Annotated in this window: 23 protein-coding genes and 1 pseudogene; 1 reads left to right on the top strand and 23 read right to left on the bottom strand. The window is 45.8% G+C overall.

Annotated features, from left to right (window positions below):
• Positions 1-137: 137 nt before the first annotated feature.
• The 4 genes from pssA to rluD all read right to left on the bottom strand — a co-directional run bounded on the left by pssA (position 138) and on the right by rluD (position 5,389).
• A complete protein-coding gene (gene pssA / locus EYQ95_RS10990; protein ID WP_111916011.1) occupies positions 138-938 on the bottom strand; it encodes a CDP-diacylglycerol--serine O-phosphatidyltransferase in 801 nt (266 codons plus the stop codon).
• 77 nt (positions 939-1,015) lie between these two features.
• Positions 1,016-3,589 (bottom strand): ATP-dependent chaperone ClpB, encoded by a 2,574-nt coding sequence (gene clpB / locus EYQ95_RS10995; RefSeq protein WP_111916012.1) that lies wholly within the window; start codon positions 3,587-3,589, stop codon positions 1,016-1,018.
• A 101-nt stretch (positions 3,590-3,690) separates the two neighbouring features.
• Positions 3,691-4,443, bottom strand: a complete 753-nt coding sequence (pgeF, locus tag EYQ95_RS11000; protein ID WP_111916013.1) for a peptidoglycan editing factor PgeF — start codon at positions 4,441-4,443, stop codon at positions 3,691-3,693.
• Positions 4,427-5,389 carry a 23S rRNA pseudouridine(1911/1915/1917) synthase RluD gene (rluD, locus tag EYQ95_RS11005; RefSeq protein WP_111916014.1) on the bottom strand — a complete coding sequence of 321 codons (963 nt, stop codon included), beginning with the start codon at positions 5,387-5,389 and terminating at the stop codon, positions 4,427-4,429. The genes pgeF and rluD overlap by 17 nt, the downstream gene beginning before the upstream one ends.
• Before the next feature lie 113 nt (positions 5,390-5,502).
• On the opposite strand from rluD, the gene EYQ95_RS11010 reads away from it, so the two are divergent.
• Positions 5,503-6,234 (top strand): outer membrane protein assembly factor BamD, encoded by a 732-nt coding sequence (locus tag EYQ95_RS11010; RefSeq protein WP_111916015.1) that lies wholly within the window; start codon positions 5,503-5,505, stop codon positions 6,232-6,234.
• A 20-nt stretch (positions 6,235-6,254) separates the two neighbouring features.
• Here the strand turns inward: EYQ95_RS11010 and glnB are convergent, their stop codons facing one another.
• The 19 genes and pseudogenes from glnB to EYQ95_RS11105 all read right to left on the bottom strand — a co-directional run bounded on the left by glnB (position 6,255) and on the right by EYQ95_RS11105 (position 24,072).
• Positions 6,255-6,593 (bottom strand): nitrogen regulatory protein P-II, encoded by a 339-nt coding sequence (gene glnB, locus EYQ95_RS11015; RefSeq protein ID WP_111916016.1) that lies wholly within the window; start codon positions 6,591-6,593, stop codon positions 6,255-6,257.
• Between the two features lie 28 nt (positions 6,594-6,621).
• Positions 6,622-8,244, bottom strand: a complete 1,623-nt coding sequence (locus tag EYQ95_RS11020; RefSeq protein ID WP_111916017.1) for an NAD+ synthase — start codon at positions 8,242-8,244, stop codon at positions 6,622-6,624.
• A 62-nt stretch (positions 8,245-8,306) separates the two neighbouring features.
• A complete protein-coding gene (flhB, locus tag EYQ95_RS11025) occupies positions 8,307-9,434 on the bottom strand; it encodes a flagellar biosynthesis protein FlhB (RefSeq protein ID WP_111916018.1) in 1,128 nt (375 codons plus the stop codon).
• Positions 9,435-9,442: 8 nt separating this feature from the next.
• Positions 9,443-10,222 carry a flagellar biosynthetic protein FliR gene (gene fliR, locus EYQ95_RS11030; protein WP_111916019.1) on the bottom strand — a complete coding sequence of 260 codons (780 nt, stop codon included), beginning with the start codon at positions 10,220-10,222 and terminating at the stop codon, positions 9,443-9,445.
• Positions 10,222-10,491: a flagellar biosynthesis protein FliQ gene (gene fliQ, locus EYQ95_RS11035; RefSeq protein ID WP_111916020.1), complete on the bottom strand. Its 270-nt coding sequence runs from the start codon at positions 10,489-10,491 to the stop codon at positions 10,222-10,224. The genes fliR and fliQ overlap by 1 nt, the downstream gene beginning before the upstream one ends.
• Before the next feature lie 8 nt (positions 10,492-10,499).
• A complete protein-coding gene (gene fliP / locus EYQ95_RS11040) occupies positions 10,500-11,279 on the bottom strand; it encodes a flagellar type III secretion system pore protein FliP (protein WP_243699902.1) in 780 nt (259 codons plus the stop codon).
• A 35-nt stretch (positions 11,280-11,314) separates the two neighbouring features.
• Complete coding sequence (gene fliO / locus EYQ95_RS11045; protein WP_111916021.1) at positions 11,315-11,641, bottom strand: flagellar biosynthetic protein FliO; 327 nt, start codon at positions 11,639-11,641, stop codon at positions 11,315-11,317.
• Positions 11,641-11,892 (bottom strand): annotated as a pseudogene (fliN, locus tag EYQ95_RS27225) (flagellar motor switch protein FliN); the annotation flags it as partial. The gene fliO and the pseudogene fliN, both read right to left, overlap by 1 nt.
• 195 nt (positions 11,893-12,087) lie before the next feature.
• Positions 12,088-13,167, bottom strand: coding sequence for a flagellar motor switch protein FliM (gene fliM, locus EYQ95_RS11055; RefSeq protein WP_111916023.1), 1,080 nt, complete (start codon positions 13,165-13,167; stop codon positions 12,088-12,090).
• Between the two features lie 11 nt (positions 13,168-13,178).
• Positions 13,179-13,697 carry a flagellar basal body-associated protein FliL gene (fliL, locus tag EYQ95_RS11060; protein WP_111916024.1) on the bottom strand — a complete coding sequence of 173 codons (519 nt, stop codon included), beginning with the start codon at positions 13,695-13,697 and terminating at the stop codon, positions 13,179-13,181.
• A 32-nt stretch (positions 13,698-13,729) separates the two neighbouring features.
• Positions 13,730-15,712 carry a flagellar hook-length control protein FliK gene (locus EYQ95_RS11065; protein WP_111916025.1) on the bottom strand — a complete coding sequence of 661 codons (1,983 nt, stop codon included), beginning with the start codon at positions 15,710-15,712 and terminating at the stop codon, positions 13,730-13,732.
• 69 nt (positions 15,713-15,781) lie between these two features.
• Positions 15,782-16,231, bottom strand: a complete 450-nt coding sequence (gene fliJ / locus EYQ95_RS11070; protein ID WP_111916026.1) for a flagellar export protein FliJ — start codon at positions 16,229-16,231, stop codon at positions 15,782-15,784.
• Positions 16,232-16,233: 2 nt separating this feature from the next.
• Positions 16,234-17,559, bottom strand: coding sequence for a flagellar protein export ATPase FliI (gene fliI, locus EYQ95_RS11075; protein WP_111916027.1), 1,326 nt, complete (start codon positions 17,557-17,559; stop codon positions 16,234-16,236).
• A complete protein-coding gene (locus tag EYQ95_RS11080; protein ID WP_111916028.1) occupies positions 17,537-18,349 on the bottom strand; it encodes a flagellar assembly protein FliH in 813 nt (270 codons plus the stop codon). Before EYQ95_RS11080 ends, fliI begins: the two co-directional genes overlap by 23 nt.
• Positions 18,350-18,380: 31 nt before the next feature.
• Positions 18,381-19,418, bottom strand: coding sequence for a flagellar motor switch protein FliG (gene fliG, locus EYQ95_RS11085; RefSeq protein WP_207916396.1), 1,038 nt, complete (start codon positions 19,416-19,418; stop codon positions 18,381-18,383).
• A 22-nt stretch (positions 19,419-19,440) separates the two neighbouring features.
• Positions 19,441-21,147 (bottom strand): flagellar basal-body MS-ring/collar protein FliF, encoded by a 1,707-nt coding sequence (gene fliF / locus EYQ95_RS11090; protein ID WP_111916029.1) that lies wholly within the window; start codon positions 21,145-21,147, stop codon positions 19,441-19,443.
• Between the two features lie 25 nt (positions 21,148-21,172).
• On the bottom strand, positions 21,173-21,538 hold the full coding sequence (fliE, locus tag EYQ95_RS11095; protein ID WP_111916030.1) for a flagellar hook-basal body complex protein FliE: 366 nt from the start codon (positions 21,536-21,538) through the stop codon (positions 21,173-21,175).
• Positions 21,539-21,641: 103 nt separating this feature from the next.
• Positions 21,642-23,024 (bottom strand): sigma-54 dependent transcriptional regulator, encoded by a 1,383-nt coding sequence (locus tag EYQ95_RS11100; RefSeq protein ID WP_111916031.1) that lies wholly within the window; start codon positions 23,022-23,024, stop codon positions 21,642-21,644.
• Complete coding sequence (locus EYQ95_RS11105; protein ID WP_207916374.1) at positions 23,011-24,072, bottom strand: PAS domain-containing sensor histidine kinase; 1,062 nt, start codon at positions 24,070-24,072, stop codon at positions 23,011-23,013. Before EYQ95_RS11105 ends, EYQ95_RS11100 begins: the two co-directional genes overlap by 14 nt.
• Positions 24,073-24,111: the final 39 nt, after the last annotated feature.

Consider the following 24,111-nt stretch of genomic DNA (forward strand, 5'->3'; position numbering starts at 1 on the left):
TTTTGTAAGCTTCTTAAAGTGACTCCGCCGTTGCCACTTATTCGGTGACAACGGCGGCGCATTATAAAGATCATTGAGCAACGATCAAGATCTTTTTTGAACTTTATTTTCAACTGCTCAAAGTTCAACCAAGTCGGCTATTCTGTAGGCTCTTTTGGGGTATCTTTCTTAGTTTCATCCTCATGTTCCTGAGGATCACCTAGAACATGTTCCAATTTTAACTTGCTCACGTTTTTAATTGTGAATACAGGCCCAGAGATGGCATACACAGTAAACATTACAAATAAAACAATGGCTGGCTCTGTAGCAACAATAACGAAACACATCACGATTATTAAAATCACTAAGAAGTTTACTTTGCCGCGCCAATCGACATTTTTAAATGAGTGATACTTGAAATTACTCACCATTAGTAAGCCACAAGCGATAGTGAATAGAGCGACTAACCAATGAACATCTGTAGGATCTATCTCATATTTTGCGCCAACCCATACCATTCCAGACACAATAGCCGCGGCACTCGGAATAGCTAAGCCTTGAAAGTAGTTACTGTCGGCTGTCGCATGCGCCGCATTAAAACGTGCAAGGCGCAATGCCCCACCAGCCACAAAGATAAACGCGGCTAACCAACCGAACTTACCTAAATCATGCAGAGCCCAGTTATAAGCTACTAATGCTGGAGCCATACCAAACGATACAATGTCTGCCATGCTGTCAAACTCGGCACCAAACTCGCTTTGGGTATTCGTAATCCTTGCAACTCTTCCGTCGAGGCCATCAAACACCATTGCCACAAAAACAGCTACGGCAGCTTGTTCAAAGTTTCCGTTCATCGATGCCACTATGGCGTAGAAACCAGAAAACAGCCCTGCTGTAGTCAATAAGTTGGGAAGCAGGTAAATACCTCGTTTGGTAAGTTTCGATTGCTGTTCAGACATAAAATAAAAAAGACCGAGTTACGAATAGTATCGCTAAGAATATCACAGTAACTCGGTCTATTGACAAGGTTTGCGTGTTAACGAGTGAGTTCTAGTCCCTTCTCACCTGCGTCGACTTTAATTGTGTCACCAGCAGAAAACTCTCCTTTTAATATGCTTTGTGCCAGAGGGTTTTCTAACTCTTGCTGAATGGCTCGTTTTAAAGGTCGGGCTCCAAACACTGGATCAAAGCCAACTTTTGCCAACTGTTCCAGCGCCGCGTCTGTAACCTCGAGTTCAAAACCTTTTTCTTCTAGGCGTTTCAATAAACGCTGCATTTGAATGCCCGCAATTTTCTTAATATGGGCATTGGCTAGTGGGTGGAACACAACAGTTTCGTCAACCCTATTCAGGAATTCAGGCCTGAACGCTGAAGTAAGCTCATTCATCACCAACGCCTTCATTTCATCGTAATCCACGCTACCCGCTTTCTCTTGGATAAGCTGAGAGCCTAAATTAGACGTCATGATGATAACCGTGTTTCTAAAGTCGACCGTACGACCTTGCCCGTCAGTCAAACGTCCATCGTCTAACACTTGAAGTAAAATATTAAACACATCGGGATGTGCCTTTTCGACTTCATCAAGCAATATTACCGAATATGGTCTACGTCGAACCGCTTCAGTTAAGTATCCACCCTCTTCATAACCTACGTACCCAGGAGGAGCACCTACGAGTCGCGCTACAGAATGCTTCTCCATGAATTCTGACATGTCGATACGTACCATCGCGTCTTCGGTATCAAACATAAAGCGAGCCAAGGACTTACATAGCTCTGTTTTACCAACACCTGTCGGACCTAGGAATAAGAATGAACCAATAGGACGGTCTGGATCACTTAAACCGGCACGAGAGCGACGAATAGCATTGGCTACCGAAACCACTGCTTCATCTTGGCCAACCACGTACTTATGAAGATCTTCTTCCATACGAATAAGCTTGTCTCGCTCACCTTCAAGCATTCTAGCAACCGGAATTCCTGTCCAGCGAGAAAGAACTTCTGCAATTTCTTCCTCTGAGACACGGTTTTTCAGCAAGCTCATTTCTTGCATTTCCGCTTGTAACGCTAAGTCTAATTGCTTCTCCAACGACGGAATTTTACCGTACTGCAATTCAGACATGCGGTTTAAATCACCAGCGCGTCGCGCAATTTCTAAGTCGGTTCGGGCTTGATCGAGTTGCTCTTTAATATGCTGATGCCCTTGAAGTGCAGCCTTTTCAGAATTCCACACCTCTTCAAGGTCACTAAACTTCAGCTCTAAGCCGTCTAGTTCTTCTTGCAATACTTCTAACCGCTTTTTACTCGCGTCGTCTTTTTCTTTACTTAAAGCTTGGCGTTCAAGCTTAAGTTGAATCATTCGGCGCTCTAAGCGGTCTAATTCTTCTGGCTTAGAGTCTATTTGCATACGAATACTAGAACCAGCTTCATCGATAAGGTCGATGGCTTTATCAGGTAATTGCCGATCACTTATGTAACGATGTGACAACGCTGCCGCAGCGACAATTGCAGGATCGGTAATCTCTACCGAATGGTGCAATTCATACCTTTCTTTTAGGCCACGTAAAATTGCAATGGTATCTTCCACGCTTGGCTCTTCCACCAATACTTTTTGGAATCTACGCTCCAACGCAGCATCTTTTTCGATGTATTCACGATACTCGTCTAAAGTGGTAGCACCTACGCAATGCAACTCTCCGCGCGCCAATGCAGGTTTCAACATATTACCCGCATCCATAGCGCCGTCGGCTTTACCCGCTCCCACCATGGTGTGAAGTTCGTCGATAAAGAGGATGACTTGACCTTCTTCCTGCTGCAGTTCGTTCAACACCGCCTTCAAGCGCTCTTCAAATTCACCTCTATATTTGGCGCCAGCAAGAAGAGCTCCAAGATCTAAAGACAAAACACGCTTATGTTTTAGCCCGTCTGGCACTTCGTTATTCACAATACGCTGTGCCAAGCCTTCAACAATTGCTGTTTTACCTACGCCCGGTTCGCCAATCAGTACTGGATTATTTTTAGTTCTGCGCTGCAGCACCTGTATGGCACGTCGAATTTCTTCGTCACGACCAATAACAGGATCAAGCTTACCTTGAGCAGCTCGCTCGGTTAGGTCTACCGTATACTTGTCCAATGCTTGGCGCTTCTCTTCTGCATTTGGGTCATCAACTTTCTGACCATTTCGAATTTCTTCTATAGCACGCTCAAGCCCGTCTTTCGTTACAGCGTTATTGCGTAGAATATCTCCAAGCTTTCCTTTGTCTTCTGTTGCCGCAAGCACATACATTTCACTCGAAATGTATGTATCTTTTCTTTTCTGAGCATATTTGTCGCACAGGTTTAATAGGTTTCCTGTTGCGGAAGACAACTGAACCTCACCACCGGCACCTTCCACGGTAGGTAGTTCGTCAATCGCTTTGCTAAGGTCAGCTCGTAAGTTATTTAAATTCACACCCAAAAGCTGAAGAAGTGGTCGCACAGAGCCGCCTTCTTGGTTCATTAATGCAGTCATTAAATGAACCGGCTCAATGTACTGATGGTCTCGGCCTAGCGCGATAGACTGAGCATCTGATATGGCTAACTGAAATTTGCTAGTAAAACGATCTAATCGCATCACTGGTACCTCACACTTGTAATCTCTTACTCTCTATGTGGGTATTTTTTCACCAAAATACAAGAGGGTTCTAATATTTAAATCATCAATCACTGACAAAACTAGTCGTTTATCCAAATAAATGCAGCCATTCTGCCAGTGGTGCCGTCACGCCTGTACGAAAAAAACGTATCCTCTTCAGAAAAAGTGCAGCGCCCACTCACTGTCGATTTCACAACACCAAAGCGTTGTAACTCCGACACCACGCTGCTCGCCAAATCCAATTTCCATTTCGCTGCGAACTGCATGAAATGCTTTTCGTGTGTCGGGGACAACTTCAAAAAAGCATGCCTAACATCTTCACCAACTTCAAAAGCCTCTGGCCCAATAGCCGGTCCGAGATAGGCTGAGATGTTTTCCCTAGGACTTTTAAAGTGTTCTAGAGTTTTCTCTACAATCCCGTTGGCTACACCTTTCCAACCACAATGAACAGCAGCAATTTCTGTTGTGTTAGAACCAACCAACAATAGAGGTAAGCAATCTGCGGTCATAATAGCGAGTACTTGGGAAGGCTCACATGTGTAGGCGGCATCAGCCTCGGGCGGATCATCCCAATCAAACTGGCTAGGAACCACAACGCGGTTACTATGCACTTGGTTTAACCAATGCGGTTTGCTGGGCAAGTTTAAATATTGCTTAACCTGATTACGATTTTCTTTTACAGACAGGGCTAGGTCACCTACATGTTGACCCAAGTTCAAGCTATGGAAGGGAGGGGTAGAACAACCGCCCACCCGAGTAGTTAACGCGCATTTTACGCTGGCAGGAAGTTGCCAGCGCGGAAAAATGAAAGAAGCTTCACTTAAATTGCTCATGATCATGTTCCAGAATTTCTATGAGTTTCTGGATATCAACAGGTAATGGAGAGTTCCAAGACATTACCTCACCTGTTATCGGATGTGCGAATGCTAAACGAACCGCGTGTAGCGCTTGGCGTGGAAACGTTGTAAGCATTTTAAGTAGTTCAGGGTCGGCCTTAGGTGGCGGCTTGGGTCTTCCACCATACTGTGGATCGCCAATTAATGGGTGCTTTAATGAAGCCATATGCACCCTAATTTGGTGCGTTCGACCACTTTCCAAACGTAACCTTAAATGAGTATGCGCTCTAAACTTTTTAATCACTCGATAATGTGTCATTGCCGGCTTACCACTGCGAGTCACGGCCATTAATGTTCGCTTCGTCGGATGCCTGCCTATGGGGGCATCAACTGTTCCACCTGCGGTCAGAACACCAGTAACAATAGCCTCATATTCTCGAGTAATTTCGCGCTCTTGAAGATCAGCAACCAATCCGGTGTATGCCTCCAAAGACTTTGCCACAACCATAAGGCCACTCGTTTCTTTATCAAGGCGATGCACTATACCTGCACGAGGGAGATTCTCTAAACCTTTGCAATGATGAAGTAGCGCATTAAGCAAAGTACCGTCTTTGTTACCAGCACCTGGGTGCACAACTAAACCGGCTGGTTTATCAATCACCAACACATCATCGTCTTCATACACAATATTTAAATCAATTTTCTGTGGAATATATTCCACTTCCGGTTGAAGCTCTGCGTTAAGCACCACTTCCATTCCTGGCACAACCTTCTCTCGGGGTTTGGTCACCACTCGTCCGTCTACAGTTATATTTCCATCTTGAATCCAAGTTTTTAGCTTAGAACGTGAAAACTGCGGGAACATTTCCGCAAGAGCTTGGTCGAATCGAAAGCCAAGACATTCGTCTGGAACGATTCCAGTTTCGTTTACATTGGTAGTCATAGAACTTGTACTGTGCAACCTCGTGTCGTTACGTTACAATCCGTGCAAACATAAAGTGTACCCTGATGTCGCATTCCATCCTAGCGAAATCAAAAAATGAAGGTTAATAAACAATGAGAGTAGTTATCACCACAGCGCTCCTAGCGACAATTTTATTGAGCGGCTGTTCTTCGAGTCCTAGTGAAGAAGTGGTAGAACGTAGCAGTATAGACATTATGTACAGCAACGCCCAAAGATACCTCGACGTGGGCCGTTTTGGAGACGCAGCGGTGGCTTTGCAACAGATTAACAGCCGCTACCCTTTCGGACCTTATTCTAGCCAAGTGCAACTTGACCTAATCTATGCCTATTACAAAATAGGAGACCAAGACAAAGCTCTTGCAGCTATCGACAAGTTTTTACAACTCAACCCGAGTCACGGCGATTTAGACTATGTGCGTTACATGCGTGGTCTAGTTTATCAACAAGCCGAATTCAGCTTCATGCAAGACGCATTTGGTATCGACCGTTCTGACCGCTCAACGTATTACGGGCAACGTGCGTTCGATGAGTTTAGAGAACTTATTCGTATTTTCCCTAACAGTGACTATGCAGCAGACGCAAGGCAGCGTTTAGTTGGATTAAGCTCACGTTTAGCCAAACACGAGCTAGCGGTTGCGGAATACTATCTTCGCCGCGAGGCATACGCCGCTGCGGCAAATCGTGCAAAAGGAGTGATTGAGTCTCACCCTGGCATTCCAGAGCAAGAAGATGCTTTATTGATCATGATTCAGAGCTACAATCGTCTCGGCTTAGAACAACAAGCCGCCGACGCAAGAACAATTCTGGAAGCGAATTTTAGATAAAAAGAAAACCAAGAGGATGCTTAAACTGCATCCTCATTTCTTTCACCTGTACGAATTCGAATAACGCGCTCTACGTCTGTCACGAAGATTTTACCGTCACCTATTTTCCCGGTTTGAGCAGTCTCCATAATAGCTTCTAAGCACCGCTCTACGTCGTCATCCGCTACAACGATTTCCAACTTCACTTTTGGCAAGAAGTCCACCATGTACTCCGCTCCACGATAAAGCTCAGTGTGGCCGCGCTGACGTCCAAAGCCTTTTACTTCAGAAACTGTCATGCCCGCTATTCCAACTTCTGAAAGCGAAGCGCGTACATCGTCCAACTTAAAAGGCTTAATAATTGCTTCTATCTTTTTCATTGCATCCTCTTCAGGCTCTACTTTTAGCTTATCGTTTCAACAGGGTATTCAAGTAACCATGGGTAATTGGCATACGACGGTCTTTAGAAAAATTTCGTCGTGTTACTTTCGGGCCAACAGCACCCTGCTTACGTTTATATTCGCTTCTTTCAATAAGTTTAACAACCTTCTCCACTTCATGTTTAGCGTAACCAGAAGCAACTAAGTCGGCAACGCTTAAGTCTCGCTCTACGTAACCATCAATAATCTCGTCCAACACCTCATAAGGCGGTAGCGAGTCTTGGTCTTTTTGGTCAGGAGCAAGTTCCGCCGATGGTTCCCGCGTAATAACGCGCTCAGGAATTGCAGAGCCTAGTTTATTTCTGGCATTTGAAAGCGCATAAACTAAAGATTTAGGAAGGTCTTTAATAGGAGCAAAGCCACCACACATATCACCATATAACGTGCAATAGCCCACCGCCAACTCACTCTTATTCCCGGTGGTGAGTAGCAGGCTACCGTGTTTGTTAGACAACGCCATCAACAACACTCCGCGGCATCGAGCTTGCAAATTCTCTTCTGTGGTATCGGTTTGTTTCCCACCAAACAAAGGTTCAAGCTGCTTCAGGTAGGTTTGCACCATTGGTTCAATGGGAACTACATCAAAACCACAACCCAGAATTTCTGCTTGCTGCTTCGCGTCTTCAACACTTATTGAGGCCGTATAATGGTAAGGCATCATTACCGCATGCACTCGGTCTCCACCCAACGCATCAACTGCTATAGCGAGCGTTAATGCAGAGTCTATGCCGCCAGACAAGCCAAGTAATACACTTGGGAATCCGTTCTTTTCAACATAATCCCGAAGCGCCATAACTAAAGCATCGTACATCGCATGGTATAAATCCGGTTGTTCCACCAACGACTTGGTAAGAACATCACGTTTCTTTATTTCTACGGTTTCCACAGCACTTTCACAATGTGGCAACGTGACACAGGCTTCGCCGTCACTGTCGAGCACCATCGAGTTACCATCGAAGATGAGCTCGTCTTGCCCACCTACAGCGTTAACATAGACAAGAGGCAAGCCTACTTCTTGGCACCTAGCTTTCAACACCTGTAAGCGCTGTGGGTATTTATATTCTTCATACGGAGACGCATTAATACTCACAATAATGTCTGCGCCAGCCTCTTTCGCCGCGCGGACAGGCTCTGGCGTCCAAAGGTCTTCGCAAATAAGCAAGCCCAACCGGTGCTCTTTAAAGTCCACTACAACCGTTTGTTCGCCAGGCGTGAAATAACGCTTCTCGTCGAACACCCCATAGTTAGGTAGGTTGTGTTTGCGGTAGGTCACAGTTTTATGACCATCTTGGTAAAAACTTACAGCATTAAAGTAACGATTCCCGTCTGTTTCAGGGTGACCGATTAAAATAGCCACTTCATGAGAAAGCTTGAGAAGCTCTTCTTCTAGATCCGTTAATTCTGCGTAGAGGTCGGGTCTGAATAATAAGTCTTCGGGCGGATACCCAACTAAGCCCAACTCAGGGAAAACAATAAGATCGGCCTGTGTATTGTATAAAACACAATCGCGTAATATCGCAAAGTTTTTGTCGAGCGCTCCCACAGTAAAATTTACTTGTGCCAACGCAATTTTCAGAGACTCAGAAACCATAATACTTCTTAGCTATCCTATATTAGCTGCGGATCATAGCTAAACCCGTGCGCTCGAGCAATCTAACTATCAAATTGCATGTCTTCTGGTATCGGTAAGTCTTTAGCAGGTTGCTTCGGACGCTTACGTCTACCTCTTTTGTACTCTTTTAACTGATACACATAGGCCAAAACTTGTGCCACGGCCATAAACAGCCCTTCAGGTATCTCATGCCCAAGCTCTGTGGTGTAATAAAGTGCCCGCGCCAACAATGGATTTTGCAAAATAGGCACTTCTGAATCCATGGCTACTTCACGAATGCGTGCTGCAATGTCGTCTGTACCTTTCGCGATGACGCGAGGGGCTGCTCTACCGTCCGTATCATAAGACAGCGCGACAGCGAAGTGAGTCGGGTTGGTTACCACAACGTCTGCTTTTGGCACATCTTGCATCATTCTTTTCATCAGCATCGAAAGCTGCATCGAGCGCATTTTAGCTTTCACTTGCGGGTTACCTTCCGCGTTCTTCCTCTCGTCTTTCACTTCCTGCTTGGTCATTTTTAGCTGTTCGTTATGCTTATAAAGCTGGTACGGCACATCAATAATGACAACGACAATAAGGCTACACACCATGAGCACGAAAATTATCCCCAAAATTTTCAGTGCATCGATGAAAATGGTAGGAAGAACACCTTCGGAGAGTCTTACGATGTCAGGAAACTGCCAAGCTAGAAGTACATAGGAAACCGTAACCACTACCGCAAACTTAGCAATACTTTTAATCAGTTCAATAACAGACTGTAACCCTAAAATGCGTTTTAAACCTTTCAAAGGGTTCATTTTAGACGGTTTAGGTTCTATCGCTTTCCACGTAAAGTTGTAACCACCTACAATCACATTCCCTATAAAGGCCCCCACGGTTACGATGCTAAAGAATATAAGTGTAGGGATGAATAACTGCTTACCCACTTCGGGCCACAAGGAGAATATCACCCCTTTGTCAAAGGCATCCTCGCGCTCCAGCGCGAACTGAAGCTCCATAACATTCTTTAAGCTTTCCGCGTAATATGGCGCTGCAACAATAAGCGCGACAGCCGAAGACAACAACACGGCGAGCGTTCCAAGCTCTTTAGAGCGCGCAATTTGGCCTTTATTCCTGGCGTCCTCTTGCTTTTTGGCCGTGGGTTCTTCTGTACGTTCTTCATCAGCCATAAATCACCTCAACACCCACCGAGCACAAAACACAAAGCTTCTTGTCCACGTTGCCATTGCGCCTCAAAGTGTCTGGTAAAGTTTCCGATGGTTAGCCATAAAATGATCAACCCGGAAACGAGCTTAATTGGAAAACCTATGGTGAAAATATTCAATTGAGGAGCTGCACGAGTCATCACTCCAAACGCTAAGCTCATTGCCAATATAGCAATTACCGCAGATAGCGCGAATGTCATGCCTGCAGAATACATCCATGATGCCCATTCAACCACATGCATCAATGCATCAGCATCTGGACCTCTTGGACCTATAGGGATCGCATCAAAACTAATTGCAACGATACGAATCATCATTAAGTGACCGTCGAAAGCAAGAAACATTAAGGATGCTAGTAATAAATAAAATTGAGCTAACACTGGTACTTGTTGGCCCGAGCTAGGATCGACCATCGCGGCGAAACCTAAGCCAATTTGCATACCTAGAATTTGTCCTGCAAGCGTAAACGTATTAATCACCATTAACGAAACAATGCCTAATAACATGCCAATAAGCACTTGTTGGGCAGTGATAAACATCCCAAGCGCGGAAACAGTATCAAACTCATACTCAACTGGAGGTAATGCTGGTGTTATGCCAATTGTAATGGCGACAGCAGCAAATAATTTAATTTGGGTAGGTATGCTTCGACCACTTAACAAAGCCATGGTCATAAACATTCCCCCCACTCTGACAAAAGGCCAAAAGTGTTGGGCAAAAAAAGTAAGAATGGTGTCTAGATAGATTTCCATTAGCCAAGAACTTCAGGAATGCGCATATACATTCCAATAGTAAATTCCATAAGCTGTTGAACAAACCAGTGACCACCAAGACCAATCGCTACAATAGTAGCTATCAAACGGGGTAAAAAACTTAGTGTTTGTTCGTTAATAGAAGTTGCCGCTTGGAATACAGCAACAGCTAAACCAATTATTAAGCTAGGAATAATAATTGCGCTCACCATAAGTACCACCATAAACATGGCTTCACGGAACACATCGACGAACATTTCTGGAGACATAAACCCTCCTAGATTCCAAAGCTACCGGCAAGGGTACGCACAACGAGGCCCCAACCGTCGACAAGCACAAATAGCATCAACTTAAACGGCAAAGACACCAGCATTGGCGATAGCATCATCATACCCATGGCCATAAGAACACTGGCAACTACCAAGTCGATAATCAGAAACGGGATGAAAATCATAAATCCAATCTGGAACGCAGTTTTTAATTCACTGGTAATAAACGCGGGTATCAGCACTGACATGGGCACATCTTCAACTTGGTCGATCTCAATATAGCCTGCGATATCTAGGAAGGTTTCTAAATCAGACACCCGTGTTTGCGCCAACATAAAGGCTTTTATAGGGGCTCTTGCCCTCTCCACAGCCTCTAATGGCGCAATTTCCTCATTAATGTAAGGCTGTAATGCATCATCGTTAATTTGATTAAACACCGGCGTCATAATAAAAAACGTCAGAAAGAGCGTTAAACCAATAAGAATTTGACTCGAAGGCTGACTTTGCAAGCCCAACGCTTGGCGCAAAATAGCCAGCACAACAATAATTCGGGTGAAAGAGGTCATCATAATCACCATCGCTGGTATAAAACTCAGCGCGGTCATTATGGCAAGTATTTGCAGGGTTACAGAATATTCCTGACTACCATCTTCGTTAGTCGTTACTGTTACCGCCGTTACCGAGTCTTGCTGGGCTACAGCTACGTCGGGCAAAATAAACAAGCAACAAACTAGCAGAACGTAAAGTATCGGTTTCATGGTGGAGCCATTTTTATCATTATTGTTCATACCATTATTGCTGCCACAGCATGAACAGACAAGGCTTATTCTGTTTGTTTTGACGTTATTTCCGATTCTTCGTCAAAATCGTCGCCTAACGTCTTGATATAACTAATTTGAGAACTCGTGACACCTAAAAGCAGGTTATCTTTTCCAGCTTTTACCACCACAAGTCTCTCTTTCTGACCTAACGACATTTGCTGTATTACTTGCATGTTGCCTTGCGACTTGGGCAAGCCCAACCGCATTTTCTTGGCCATCCACGCAAGTGCGAAAATGAGTCCAAGTACAAGAAACAGCATAAGGAGTGTTGTTCCCACATCGGCGAGGCCCAATGTGGTCACTCCACTCGCAACTTCAGGTTGTGACATTATTTAAGTTTCCGAATACGCTCAATCTGACTAATTACGTCAGTCAACCTTATCCCAAACTTATCGTTCACCACAACCACTTCACCGTGCGCAATTAGCGTACCGTTCACTAAAACATCTAGCGGCTCACCCGCAATACGTTCAAGCTCAACAACAGAGCCCTGGTTCAACTGCAAAAGGTTACGAATGCTAATCTGGCTTCGCCCTACTTCCATAGAAATTGTGACAGGAATATCCAGAATTGCGTCGAGCTTGCGTGACTCTTCCGTATTTGGTTCTGGCGCGTCGGTTAACTCTTCGAGTTCAGCAGTTTCTACACCACTTCCCGCGTCATCGCCTTCCGACTCAGAAGCTGCCTGTTCTGCCAATGCGGCTTCCCAGTCATCTAAATCGTCGTTGTCATCTCTTTTATCGGTATCGTCTGCCATCTCTCTCTCCTCAAACCCTTAACGTTTTTTCGGGTCAAAATCTTTTTCTAATTCCTGAAGTTCCGCATCACCACCGATACGACGACCTCCACGAGTTAGCATGTGTATGTCTGACTTAACGGTCTCTGGGCGTGGAATCTTCGACGCCACCTGAATCGCTAAGTTGTCTCTTGAACGGCCTAACTTGCCTCGGAACGTTGGTAAGTCTTCAATAAACACAGTTAAGTTCTCTGGCATTTCAATCGGAATAATGTCTCCGGCTTCTAAATCCATCACTTCGTGCAATGAAAGTTCTGTGTCGCAAAGCTTGGCGCGTAAATCGACAGGTACATCCATAATTTCGTCGCGTAGTGCTTTACTCCAACGCAAGTCGGTGTCTTCTTTATCACTTTGAACACCAGCGTCTAGTAATTCACGAATCGGCTCTAGCATCGAATACGGCAGCGCCACGTGGAAGTCACCGCCACCACCGTCTAGCTCAATGTGGAACGAGCTGATTACAATAACTTCTGTAGGGCTCACGATATTCGCCATCGCTGGGTTCACTTCCGAATCTAAGTATTCGAAACCAACGTCCATAACTGGCGCCCAAGCTTCTTTGTAGTCCTCGAAAATAAGCTTAAGCAACATTTGAATAATGCGTCGCTCTGTCGGCGTAAACTCACGCCCTTCAATTTTCGCGTGGTAACGACCGTCACCACCGAAGAAGTTATCCACCAAAATGAACACTAATCGCGCTTCCATGGTGATCAACCCGGTACCTTTTAACGGGCGGAATCTAACCATGTTCAAACTGGTAGGAACAAAAAGAGTGTGAACGTACTCACCAAACTTAATCATCTGAACGCCGTTAATAGATACCTCGGCACTTCGACGCATCATATTGAACAAGCTGATTCTCATGTGGCGAGCAAAACGCTCGTTAACAATCTCCAACGTAGGCATGCGCCCACGAACAATTCGGTCTTGTGACGAAAAATCAAAATCAGTTGCATCCGCGGCGGAGGAGGACGTCTCGACATCTTCCTCTTCAACGTCATCGACACCATGGAGTAACGCATCAATTTCGTCTTGTGATAATAGATCGCTTACAGCCATAATCGTTTTACCTATTGCATCACGAAGCCAGTGAAGAGAACTTCTTCAACTACAGGACTTCCGGTCAGCTCTTGTAGTTCGGTTCTTACCACATTCAATGAAGCAGCCCGTAGGTCAGTTCTTCCTTCGCTCGTTTCTAACATTTCCGCTGTTGAAGATGAAAACGTACGGTGTAACACACCTTCAATGGCTGGAATATTTTGTCTTGCTAATTCTTCATTACGGGTTCCACGCACCATGAGCTGCACGGAAATTTGCACTAAACGGTCACGCTGCTGGCCCGGTATATTAAAAATAAATGGTCTTGGCAGTGCCACATAATATGCACTTCCTGCTTCTGGTCCGGTAACCCCTAATGCGTCAGAAGACTGCTGGCTGGAGCTTTCATCACCGCCCATGAACACAAAAAACACCACAGCGACGGCAGCAATTAATGCTACAACCGCACCAATAATAATAAACAGCATCTTTTTCGAGCCTTTCGACTCTTCTTGTTCTTGCTGCTCTTCTGTTTCTTGCTCTGCCGCCATTGTTATATTCTCTCTCTCGTCCGTATCTGGCTTTAAGCGTAGTAATCTACACGCCCAGAGTCTACATCAATCCACTGTGTATGCATGGAATCAGGTTCATTAATTTCTGTATTTTCACCTTCGCCACCATGCCCCTGGCCGTTAGTACCTGAGCCAGACTGCTGAGCAAACTGCTGTTGCTCCGCACTTCCTTCCTTCACGTCTGTATCCGCTAATTGTAAACCTTGTTGTTCCAACATTTCTTTTAGCTTAGGTAACGACTGCTCAACTGCTTCTCGTGCTTGCGGACTATTCACTTGAAACTGCACCGAAGCTTGGTTTTCAGAGTTCATCTGAATTCGAATCTGCAACTTTCCTAGTTCTGGCGGATCTAAACGCATTTCCGCGAATTGCTGCTTAGAATTCACCATCGCCATCACTTGATCACGCATGTTTTGAGGTGCTTGTGGTCCAAATAGATCGATATGTTGCTGAACCTGCCTCGCCTGCTCTAATGGTGTTTGCTGTGCTGCTTGCTGCGCCTGGCTCATTTGCTGACTAAACCCATTTTGAGACTGCGCCGTAGCAGTTGTTGTTGGGTTAGTAGCCGCTGGTTGAGTTGGCGTTTTGTTCTGTTCAGTCGCTTGGCTTTGTACGACTACGTCTAACAAACGTTGAACTGCATTATTGTTTTTATCGCCGTCGTTTTTGACTTCTACATCAGCATCCCCTGCACCCTCGGCTTGTTGCAGCAAGCGTGCTTTATTTGAGGCATTTTCAAACGCTTTTAGAACTGGGTTTTCTTTATTGGAAGCATTGTTGGCAACATTTATCACTTCAGCTGCTGCGCTTTGTAGTTGCGGGGCAGCTTTAATTTGCTCTGTGGCAAAGCGTTGCAACTGCTCTACATCAAAACGCTGTGCTATAGCTTCTAACTCCTGCTGAAGCGCGTTTTTCTGCTCGTCCGATATATTAAGTGACGCCAGCAGTTGTTCTAACGCACTGCTATCACCTTGTTTCAAATCTACCAGTGCTTGCGAAAGCTCTGCTTTAATATCTTTTAAAGCTTCAACCCACTCGTTCATTCGTAGTTGTAACTGGTCAAGTTCATTCGCTTTTTCTGTACTTAATCCAAACTCAGCTGACGCAAGACGGTCAATTTGAGCCTGCAGTTGCTCCAAACTCTCAAGTGAAACACCCAACTGGGTCAAGCTATCTTGTGATAGCTCAGTAATTTGCTGTTGGAATTCTGATATATCCAGCTCGCTAAAGAACGCATTTAAAAGCTCTTTTTGTTCGTCTGTCATTTGCTCCAGCGACACTTCACCATTTAGAAGTTCTGCTAACTGGTCAGCATCTCCTTCGCTTAATTCAGGCTGTAGCTTTTTAAGAAATTCGCTTACGTCACCATTATCTTCGTTTACATTTCCACTCTGCTCTGCGTTCGCATCCCGGCTTTGTTCGTCAGAGTCAGAATCACCCGATTGCGAAGCATCTTCAGATAATTCTTTTACGTTCACTTCGTCCTGTGACTTTTCTACTTCAAATTTTAATACTCGGCCTTCATCGGAAACTGGGTCGCCATGATACAAAGGCAAGGTGTCTAGTCGCACAGTTTTACTATCGCTACCTTCTTCTTGGCTCTCTTGCAAACGGTGGTACACCGATTCTAAAAACGAATGCCAATCTTTATCTTTGCTTTCATCAGACTCTTTCTTATCGGTAACGTCTTCGCGAGCCACATTGTCAGCTTTTTGTTCTTGCTCTGTGGCGGTGTCAGAATTACGACGCGAACGCTCTTCCGAACGTTCATTTAATGGTTCATTACGCGCTGATGTATCTGTTTCAGTTCGCTCACGATTGCCGGCAATTTTTGCCGCTTCGTCGGTTTTCCGACTATCAGACTGATGCTTTTGCTCTTCTTGATACAATGCAGACTCGAAATCAGACTCCGATGACGCTGAAGAGCTACGCCCTGGCGCTGAGTCCTGCTTATTTAGCGTTACTTGTGAGGGAATTACGGGTTGTGTCTGCATACTTATCTACTCTATCCGCTCAAACATGTGTTCTGAATCAGAATAGATAAAGCAATATCTGTGCCTGAATTAGGAGTTTCCTCGAATTCGTCTTAAAAATCCCTGCATCGCGAATTCGTCAGAGGTTTTTTGTTCTTGTCTTTCTCGTTTACGGTTGGCTTCTTCAATACGCTTTTCAAGCAACATTTCTACCGCTTTTCTTCGTTGCTGCCGTTGCATCCAAGCTTGGCGGAGGCTTTCCACGTGTGAAGCGATTCGCTCCAGTTGAGAGCGCTGCTGTTCAATACCTTCATCAAGTTTCCCTACAAACGCATGATATTGACCAAATGCCGCAGACCCTAAACCACCTTGTGCTTTCTGGTTCGCCTGATTCAAATAATCTTGGCGATATGACGTTAACCCAGCAAGTCTACGACGCTGCATTTCCAGCTGATTCTTTGCCGTACCAAATTCTTGGGCAGCCTTCTGCTCTTTACGCTGCTCCATTTCAAGTACGAGCTCTAGCGAGTTTTGCCTCATACCTAACTCCTAGCCTGCTGCGACAACTGACCAAGCACTGTTGCACAGTCGTCAAATGCTGACACCTCGCGCATACCCTGCTTTAAGTATCGCTCCATAAGAGGCATCATTTGTATCGACTTATCTATTTTAGGATCAGAACCTTGGGTATAAGCTCCGATAGAAATCAAATCACGGCTTCTTTGATAAGTAGAATAAAGTTGCTTAATCGCCATCGCATCTTTTAAATGCTGTTCACTCACCACCTGCGGCATTACACGGCTCACCGAAGACTCAATATCAATCGCAGGATAATGACCTGCTTCAGCTAAGTCACGAGACAGGACAATGTGGCCGTCCAATATTGCTCGCGCGGAGTCTGCAATCGGGTCTTGTAAATCGTCCCCCTCGGTCAATACCGTATAAAAAGCGGTTATAGACCCCTGCCCTTCACCACCATTACCAGCTCGTTCAACCAAAGCTGGTAGTTTTGCGAATACTGAAGGTGGGTAACCTTTGGTTGCCGGAGGCTCACCAATCGCTAATGCAATTTCACGCTGAGCCATTGCATAACGGGTTAGCGAGTCTAACAACAACAGAACATTTAGCCCTTGATCACGGAAATACTCAGCAATTTGCGCTGCAGTTTCACAACCGCGTAAACGCATCAGAGGTGACTGGTCCGCTGGAGAAGCTACCACCACAGAACGGGCCCGACCTTCTTCTCCAAGAATGTCTTCAATAAATTCTTTAACCTCACGGCCACGCTCACCGATAAGCCCCACAACAATCACATCTGCCGTAGTTCCTCGTGTCATCATGCCCATCAGCACACTTTTACCCACACCAGAACCTGCAAACAAACCCATGCGTTGTCCTTGGCCTACAGTAATTAATCCGTTGATTGCAGTAACACCTACATCTAAAGGCTCTCTAATCGGACGACGCACTAATGGGTTCATTTTATGACGTTCACTCGTACCGTGCGCTTGCGTAACCACGGGCCCCAATCCATCTAATGGATTACCAGAGCCGTCAATCACTCGACCAAGTAACTCCATACCTAGAGGAATACCTGCGGTACGAGAAAGGGGACGAACTTTAGCGCCAGGCAGAACGCCGTGCGCATCATCATGAGGCATTAAATAGATTACATCGTCGTCGAAACCTACCACTTCCGCAGTAACTTCGCCTTGAGCTGTTTCTACACCACAAATGGCGCCGATAGCAGCACGCACACCTACGGCTTCAAAGGTAAGTCCAACCACACGAGTGAGGTGCCCTGCTACGTGAGGGCGTGCAGGGTGAATTCTGGCAATATGCTTATCAATCTTCTGACTGAGACTCATCGGAATCTCCGGCAGCTTGCTTTTGCGGCGTATGCCCTTTCAGTAAACTTGCGAACACTTCCTGCATTCGTGTTTCCATAGTGGCGTCGATTTCAACTAAAGGCGTCTGAATTTTACAACCGCCTTGAGATATGGAGTTGTCGGTGTAAACAAACCAATTCTTCTCGTTACGTGTTTTCTCGTCCCAAGTTGCGTCAATCACGTGCATGTCATTTTCGTGCACATAAATCTCAACGCGCTGCGACGTCATACCCAATTCATTAAGTCCACGACGCATGGCTTCCAGAATAATCGTTTCATTCTGCTTAACTTCATTCCAGCAAACGGCAGCGGCCAAAGCTTTAGTTAGGTGCAGCAGCTGAGTTTCTAACGCTTCATCGACTTGTTCTAACGGTTGACGCAAACTCTCAATACGCTGCTCCCATTGCTCCGTTAAGTCCGACTGTATTTTTTCAAGCTGAGCCTGTGCTTGCTCTTCCCCAGCTTCTTTACCTCTGGCTTCACCGTCTGCATAACCAGCCTCAAAGCCTTCTTTATGGCCAGCCTCCAGTCCTTCTTTCTTTCCTTCTGCAAAGCCTTCTTGTCTCGCAGCTTCCCGTAGCTCTTCCAGAGCTTCAGCGGAAACGCCCTGGAACTCGTCACTTTCAGCTAAATCCGAGTCTTCGTCCGCTTCTGGCGGTTCATATTTCCAAGGCATTCGCATGTTCAACGCATTACTACGCTCTTCACTTTCAGACTTATCTTCAGTGATATCGGGTAAATCCCACGCTTTTGCTGATTCGTCACTCATATACAGACCACTTTAAAATGACTACGTCGGTTTATACGAATTGGTCACCGCCACCGCTGCCGAGCATAATTTCACCCGCATCAGCAAGTCGGCGTGCAGTAGCAAGAATATCTTTCTGTGCTTGCTCTGCGTCCACAATACGAACTGGCCCCATGGCCTCAAGATCGTCGCGTAACAAGTCTGCTGCACGCTTCGACATGTTCTTGAAGAATTTCTCGCGAATCTTCTCTTCCGTGCCTTTAAGTGCACGTTGCAGAACTTCACCTTCAACTTCACGCAGCAAGCGCTGAACACCACGGTCGTCCACGTCCACCAAGTTCTCGAACACAAACATAAGGTCTTGGATTTGCTGTCCCATTTCCTCGTCTTGTTCGCGAATCGCGTCCATTAGCGGCGCTTCTACACTGTTGTCTAGGTAGTTCATAATATCTGCCGCTGCTTTCAGGCCGCCCATCTTCGCAGCTTGAGCACCAGACTGACCCGCAAACTGTTTCTCCATAATCTCGTTCAATTCTTGCAATGCAGCAGGTTGAACTTCTTCTAAGTTTGCAATTCGCATCATCAAGTCTAGGCGAACTTTGTCGCTGAACTGAGACATAATCTCTGCAGACTGCTCTGGGTCGAGATACGACATAACAATAGTCTGAATCTGCGGGTGCTCGTTGCGAATAATTGTTGCAACTTGCTTGGAGTCCATCCATTTCAATGAATCCAGGCCTCGAGCTCCGCTACCCATAACAATCTGTTCAATAAGGTTGCCGGCTTTATCTTCACCAAGCGCTGCGGTAAGTGCTTTACGCACGAACTCTTCAGACTTAAAGCCAATGGTCGTAAATTTCTGAATATCATCTAGGAACAAGTTATGTACGGCATTCACTTTCTCCTGGCTGAACTCTTCTAGGCCAGCCATAGCCATACCTACTCGTTGCACCTGTTTCGGCTCAAGGTGTTTAAGAATTTGAGCAGCGTCTTCTTCTGAAAGGCTTAACAATAAGATTGCAGCTTTCTCAACACCGTCTAGTTTGTGCACATCAAACCCGCCTCTTTCCCGCTGTTGGGTAGGCGCCATTTGTGGCATCTGTTGCATTGTATCAGGCATCTTCGTTTAACCACGCTTTGACAACTTGAGAAGAAAGCTCTGGCTCATTAGCCACGAGCGCTCGTACTGCTTTCAATAAATCTTCGTCTTTATGCAAGTCTGGTAGCTTAAGCGTACCATCTGGCGAGAAGCCGATCGACTCACTGTCGAACTGCTGGCTCAACATATCGATGGTCTCGTCACCTAAGTCTTGGTCTTGCATCAACAATGAATCCATTTCGCTATCAACACTGTCTTCTGGGTTGATAAGTTTACGCATCATTGGGCGAACCACGGTAAGTAGCAGAACAACAATAACCATGCCACCCACGATTAAGCGTAAAGCTCTCCACACCCAAGCTTGCTCCCACCATGCAACAGACACATCGGTAGTTAACGCTTCGTGTCTGAAAGCGAAGCTTTCAACTTCTAAGGCGTCACCACGGTTTACATTAAAGCCTAGACCGCCCTGAAGCATACGTCGAATAGAGGCAATTTCTTCTTGGGTAAACGGCTCACGAACAGTTTGTCCTTCCGCATTCGTCACCGTTTTGTGGTCGAGTGCAACAGAAACGCTTAAGCGATCAAGCACGCCAGTTTGCTGACGCATATGACTAATCGTAGTGTCTAATTCATAGTTTCTGGTTTCTTCGCGATGATTGCGGCCAGGAACTGGATTACGCCCGGCACCACCTTCAACTTCTTCTGGAATGTCCGAATCTAATGGAGGTTGGTTTGAAAGCGCGCCAGGAATACCCGCTGTTGTTCCACCCACAGAATTGTCTTCAATCACCATCTCACTGCGTACCGCAGGTAAGTCCGGATTGAACGAACGTTGGGTTTGCTCAAGCTGAGTGAAGTCCATGGTAACGTCTACTTGCGCTGTGTAGTTACCATAACCCACTACAGGTGAGAGAATTTGGTCAATTTTGTCTAGGTACTCGCTTTCACGTTGGCGCTCCAGCTCATATTCACGACGGGCAACAGCAGACATTCCCGTTTGTGACCCCGAATGCAGTAAGCGACCATTCTGGTCAGTCACGGTTACTTCTGAAGTTTCTAATTCTGGTACTGCAGACGCGACTAGATCAACAATAGAATCTATTTCTTCAGGGCGAAGCTGCTGGCGACGAGAATGAACCATAACACTTGCACTAGGTGGTCGCTCACGACGAGTGAACACATTCTCACGTGGAATAGCTAGAAGCACACGAGCCTTATTGATCGACTGCATTTCTTCAATTGTTCTTGCTAACTGCTGTTCACGAGAATGTTTTAAACGCTCGGCTTCAAGTCTTTGGCTCACACCAAAGCCTGGGTCCTGCATCAAGATCTCGTTGCCGGTAGATGTTTGAGTCGCTTGCATGCCTTGGCGAGTCATTTCTAAGCGAATCGCGTTGAAGTCACGCTCCAATACGTAAACGGTATCGCCTTCCACTTTGTAGTCGTGCTGGTTCGCGTCTAAGAAGTCTAATGTTTCAATAAGCTGATCAGTTTCCATACGACCTAACGGACGCATCTCTGGCTCTTGAGCCCACATCATGATGAACACGGCAATAGCTAGGCATATCGCTAGCGCAAGCACGATAATAACTTGACGCATGATATCGATATTCGCTAACGCTCCCATGAAGCCCGACTTTTGCTCTTCATTACTAGAGCTTTGGCTATCTGAACTAGCGTCGTTTCCGGTGACCATTAAATCTGTTGACTCAGCCATATCAGCTTCTCCTAAACCCTATTGATTACACCGGCATGTTCATAATTTTGTCGTATGCTTCTACGACCTTATTACGAACCTGAACAGCTGCTTCAAATGCAATGCTCGACTTCTGCGAGGCAATCATAACTTCTGCAAGTGAGACACTTTCGTCGCCCATCTCAAAACGATTACGAAGCTCACCCGTATTCATTGCCAATTCATTCACGTTATCTATTGCACTTTTCAACATACCGCCGAAGTCTGCACGAGACTCGCTTCCGGCTTGAACCGGTTCAATGTTTTGTGAGGGTAATGGGGTAACTTGCTGAGACGTTGCCTGCTGAGATGCACGCAAATCTGCAAGCATAGCCTGCATGTCTGCCATAAGTGGATTATTGGTTACGTTCATACAAAAAACCTCTTACCTAGATACTGTCAATCTTCTGACAATGATTCGATAAGAGGTTTTATGCAGAAATAATGCCAACTATAAAAGCTGGCATTATCAGGGGTTACGGAAGGGCTATACCTTGGTCTCTCATTCTGGCTAACTTGTACCTGAGCGTACGTGGGCTAATGCCTAAAACTTCCGCAACAGCTTTTCTTTTACCGTTGAATTTATGCAACGTATCCAGAATTATTTGCTGCTCTTGCTGTTTCAGCTCATTGCCTAATCGCTCTGCTGGCTGACTCGCAGAATTCACCGTCTCAGGAATAACCTGTTCAGGCATAATTTCCGGCCCCCGGCTTGCGTCAATAGCGTGAAAGCGCTCGTCCAGCATAATATCAGCATCGTCTATTTTGCCGTCTAAGTGCATGATCAAGGCGCGTTGGATAACATTTTCTAACTCGCGCACATTACCTGGCCAACGATAGCTAGACAGTTTCTTTTGCGCATTCAGAGTAAGTGCAGGCATGTCTACGCCGGTTCTTTCACAATGGCGTTCAAGTAAATGCTGTGCCAAAGGAAGAATATCGCCAGGGCGATCACACAAAGGCTTCCAGCCTAGTGGGAACACATTTAAGCGGTAATATAAGTCTTCTCGGAATTGTCCGCTCTCCACGGCTTCACGTAAATCACGGTTACTGGTTGCGACAATACGAACGTCCAGTTGAATTTCTTTTCGAGACCCTAAACGCTCTACTTTGCGTTCTTGTAACACACGAAGTAATTTGGCCTGTAGACCTAAATCCATTTCAGTGATTTCATCGAGCAGCAATGTGCCTCCATTCGCTTGCTCGAACTTACCTACACAGCTTTGAACCGCGCCAGTAAACGCGCCTTTTTCATAACCGAATAATGTTGCTTCCAACATATTTTCTGGAATCGCCGCACAATTAATGGCTACAAACGGACCATCTTTGCGGTTTGAAGCATTGTGAATAAACTGCGCTAATACTTCTTTACCTGAACCACTTGGCCCAGTCACCATTACCGTAGCTTCCGCTTGAGCAACCCGTTGTGCAAGTCGAAGCAACTCTTCACTGGACTGGTCACCCACCACAGGTCGGGTAATCAACGAAGGCTTTTTCGGAGCATAACGTTCAATCAACTCCAATAGTTGTTCGGTCGCAAACGGCTTACTCAAATAGTCAACCGCGCCAATTCTCATTGCTTTAACCGCGTCATCCACTTGCGCATAGGCAGTCATCATAATGACGGGAATTTCATAGCCCTGCCGTTGAATACTAGTGAGTAGTTGAATACCACTAATTCCACCAAGCTGAACGTCACTGAGTATCAGCCCAGGAATTTGCTCTTTAATAAGAATTAATGCCTGCTCTGCACTTGAAGCTGTACGCACATTGTAGCCATTTAACTCTAATGTATCGGTCAGTGCTTCGCGGAGCGAGCGATCGTCTTCAACCAATAATATATTTTTATTGTGATTCATTTGCGCCTCCTTGAGGCAAACACAACTCAAACCGTGTTCCCTTGCCTTCTTCGCTGTGAACATCTACGGAACCTTGATGAGCATTCATTACCGTTTTAACCACGGCAAGCCCAAGACCAGTTCCATGCTGCTTGTTGGTAAAAAATGGAGTAAAAATATCGTGCAGAACATTTTGTGGAATTCCGCAGCCTTGATCAGAAATCGTCAACTTAACGTCGGTTTGGCTTGCACTGCACTGAACGGTAACTTCTCCTTCTACAGAAGAAGCTTGTATTGCATTCACAATCAAGTTTTGCAGCGCGCCGGCTAATGCATTTTCATTACCGATAACAAAAACGTCTTGCTGGGGCTGCTCAATCACTAACTTCACATGGTGCTGCTCGGCAACACCCTCTGTTTGCCCATGTACAACATCTAACAGGTGGCGAATAGAGAGACGTTTAACCGGTTGTTGCTCACCACTTTTGGCGTACAACAGCATGTCGTTTAATTGGCTCTCTAGATCCAGCAACCTGTCATTCAGCTTGCCAGCAAATTTCTTGCGCTGATCAGCGCCTAACTCTTCGCGCTGCAAGCCTTCGGCATATAGCATTGCGGCTGAAAGCGGCGTACGGATTTGATGCGCCAAAGAAGCAACCATTTTTCCCATGGCTGTAAGCCTTTGCAGATGGCTGATTCTCGAAAGCAACGCTCGCGTTTCGGAAAGGTCGGTTAGAACAATAAGCTGACCTGGTTCGGGGCTTAAAGAGGAAATATCAAGTCGTACCCGACGCCCAGAATATAAAGACACCTCATGGCCATCGTCCGCTTGTGGGCGAAAAGCTCGATCGATCACGTCTCGCCAGCGCGTACCTAATAAAGGGTCGCCTAGTAGTCGTGTAGCTTCGTCATTTACCTCTCGCACAATCCCTCTAGCGTCAAGCAACACAACGCCATTAGGCATAGCATGTACTAAGCTTTTCACTCGAGCAGCAGCAGAGGTTCGGTTACGCCCTTTCACCGGCTGTGGGATAGACTCAACTGACGAGGTCGACATTGTAGGTGCCATAATTCCGTCTCCAATAAAACTTGGACAGAACCATGCAAC

The organism is Lysobacter sp. N42, assembly GCF_004344885.1.

What these genes read in the sequence shown, in the direction of transcription:
- EYQ95_RS11100 (WP_111916031.1), bottom strand. Translation starts at nt 23,024, where the DNA reads ATGAATCACAATAAAAATATATTATTGGTTGAAGACGATCGCTCGCTC.
- clpB (WP_111916012.1), bottom strand. Translation starts at nt 3,589, where the DNA reads ATGCGATTAGATCGTTTTACTAGCAAATTTCAGTTAGCCATATCAGAT.
- fliJ (WP_111916026.1), bottom strand. Translation starts at nt 16,231, where the DNA reads ATGAGGCAAAACTCGCTAGAGCTCGTACTTGAAATGGAGCAGCGTAAA.
- fliM (WP_111916023.1), bottom strand. Translation starts at nt 13,167, where the DNA reads ATGGCTGTAAGCGATCTATTATCACAAGACGAAATTGATGCGTTACTC.
- rluD (WP_111916014.1), bottom strand. Translation starts at nt 5,389, where the DNA reads ATGACTACCAATGTAAACGAAACTGGAATCGTTCCAGACGAATGTCTT.
- fliE (WP_111916030.1), bottom strand. Translation starts at nt 21,538, where the DNA reads ATGAACGTAACCAATAATCCACTTATGGCAGACATGCAGGCTATGCTT.
- fliQ (WP_111916020.1), bottom strand. Translation starts at nt 10,491, where the DNA reads ATGTCTCCAGAAATGTTCGTCGATGTGTTCCGTGAAGCCATGTTTATG.
- fliO (WP_111916021.1), bottom strand. Translation starts at nt 11,641, where the DNA reads ATGTCACAACCTGAAGTTGCGAGTGGAGTGACCACATTGGGCCTCGCC.
- flhB (WP_111916018.1), bottom strand. Translation starts at nt 9,434, where the DNA reads ATGGCTGATGAAGAACGTACAGAAGAACCCACGGCCAAAAAGCAAGAG.
- EYQ95_RS11105 (WP_207916374.1), bottom strand. Translation starts at nt 24,072, where the DNA reads ATGGCACCTACAATGTCGACCTCGTCAGTTGAGTCTATCCCACAGCCG.
- fliP (WP_243699902.1), bottom strand. Translation starts at nt 11,279, where the DNA reads ATGAACAATAATGATAAAAATGGCTCCACCATGAAACCGATACTTTAC.
- fliI (WP_111916027.1), bottom strand. Translation starts at nt 17,559, where the DNA reads ATGAGTCTCAGTCAGAAGATTGATAAGCATATTGCCAGAATTCACCCT.
- EYQ95_RS11010 (WP_111916015.1), top strand. Translation starts at nt 5,503, where the DNA reads ATGAGAGTAGTTATCACCACAGCGCTCCTAGCGACAATTTTATTGAGC.
- pssA (WP_111916011.1), bottom strand. Translation starts at nt 938, where the DNA reads ATGTCTGAACAGCAATCGAAACTTACCAAACGAGGTATTTACCTGCTT.
- fliR (WP_111916019.1), bottom strand. Translation starts at nt 10,222, where the DNA reads ATGGAAATCTATCTAGACACCATTCTTACTTTTTTTGCCCAACACTTT.
- pgeF (WP_111916013.1), bottom strand. Translation starts at nt 4,443, where the DNA reads ATGAGCAATTTAAGTGAAGCTTCTTTCATTTTTCCGCGCTGGCAACTT.
- fliG (WP_207916396.1), bottom strand. Translation starts at nt 19,418, where the DNA reads ATGGCGCCTACCCAACAGCGGGAAAGAGGCGGGTTTGATGTGCACAAA.
- fliF (WP_111916029.1), bottom strand. Translation starts at nt 21,147, where the DNA reads ATGGCTGAGTCAACAGATTTAATGGTCACCGGAAACGACGCTAGTTCA.
- EYQ95_RS11065 (WP_111916025.1), bottom strand. Translation starts at nt 15,712, where the DNA reads ATGCAGACACAACCCGTAATTCCCTCACAAGTAACGCTAAATAAGCAG.
- fliL (WP_111916024.1), bottom strand. Translation starts at nt 13,697, where the DNA reads ATGGCGGCAGAGCAAGAAACAGAAGAGCAGCAAGAACAAGAAGAGTCG.
- EYQ95_RS11020 (WP_111916017.1), bottom strand. Translation starts at nt 8,244, where the DNA reads ATGGTTTCTGAGTCTCTGAAAATTGCGTTGGCACAAGTAAATTTTACT.
- EYQ95_RS11080 (WP_111916028.1), bottom strand. Translation starts at nt 18,349, where the DNA reads ATGAGTGACGAATCAGCAAAAGCGTGGGATTTACCCGATATCACTGAA.
- glnB (WP_111916016.1), bottom strand. Translation starts at nt 6,593, where the DNA reads ATGAAAAAGATAGAAGCAATTATTAAGCCTTTTAAGTTGGACGATGTA.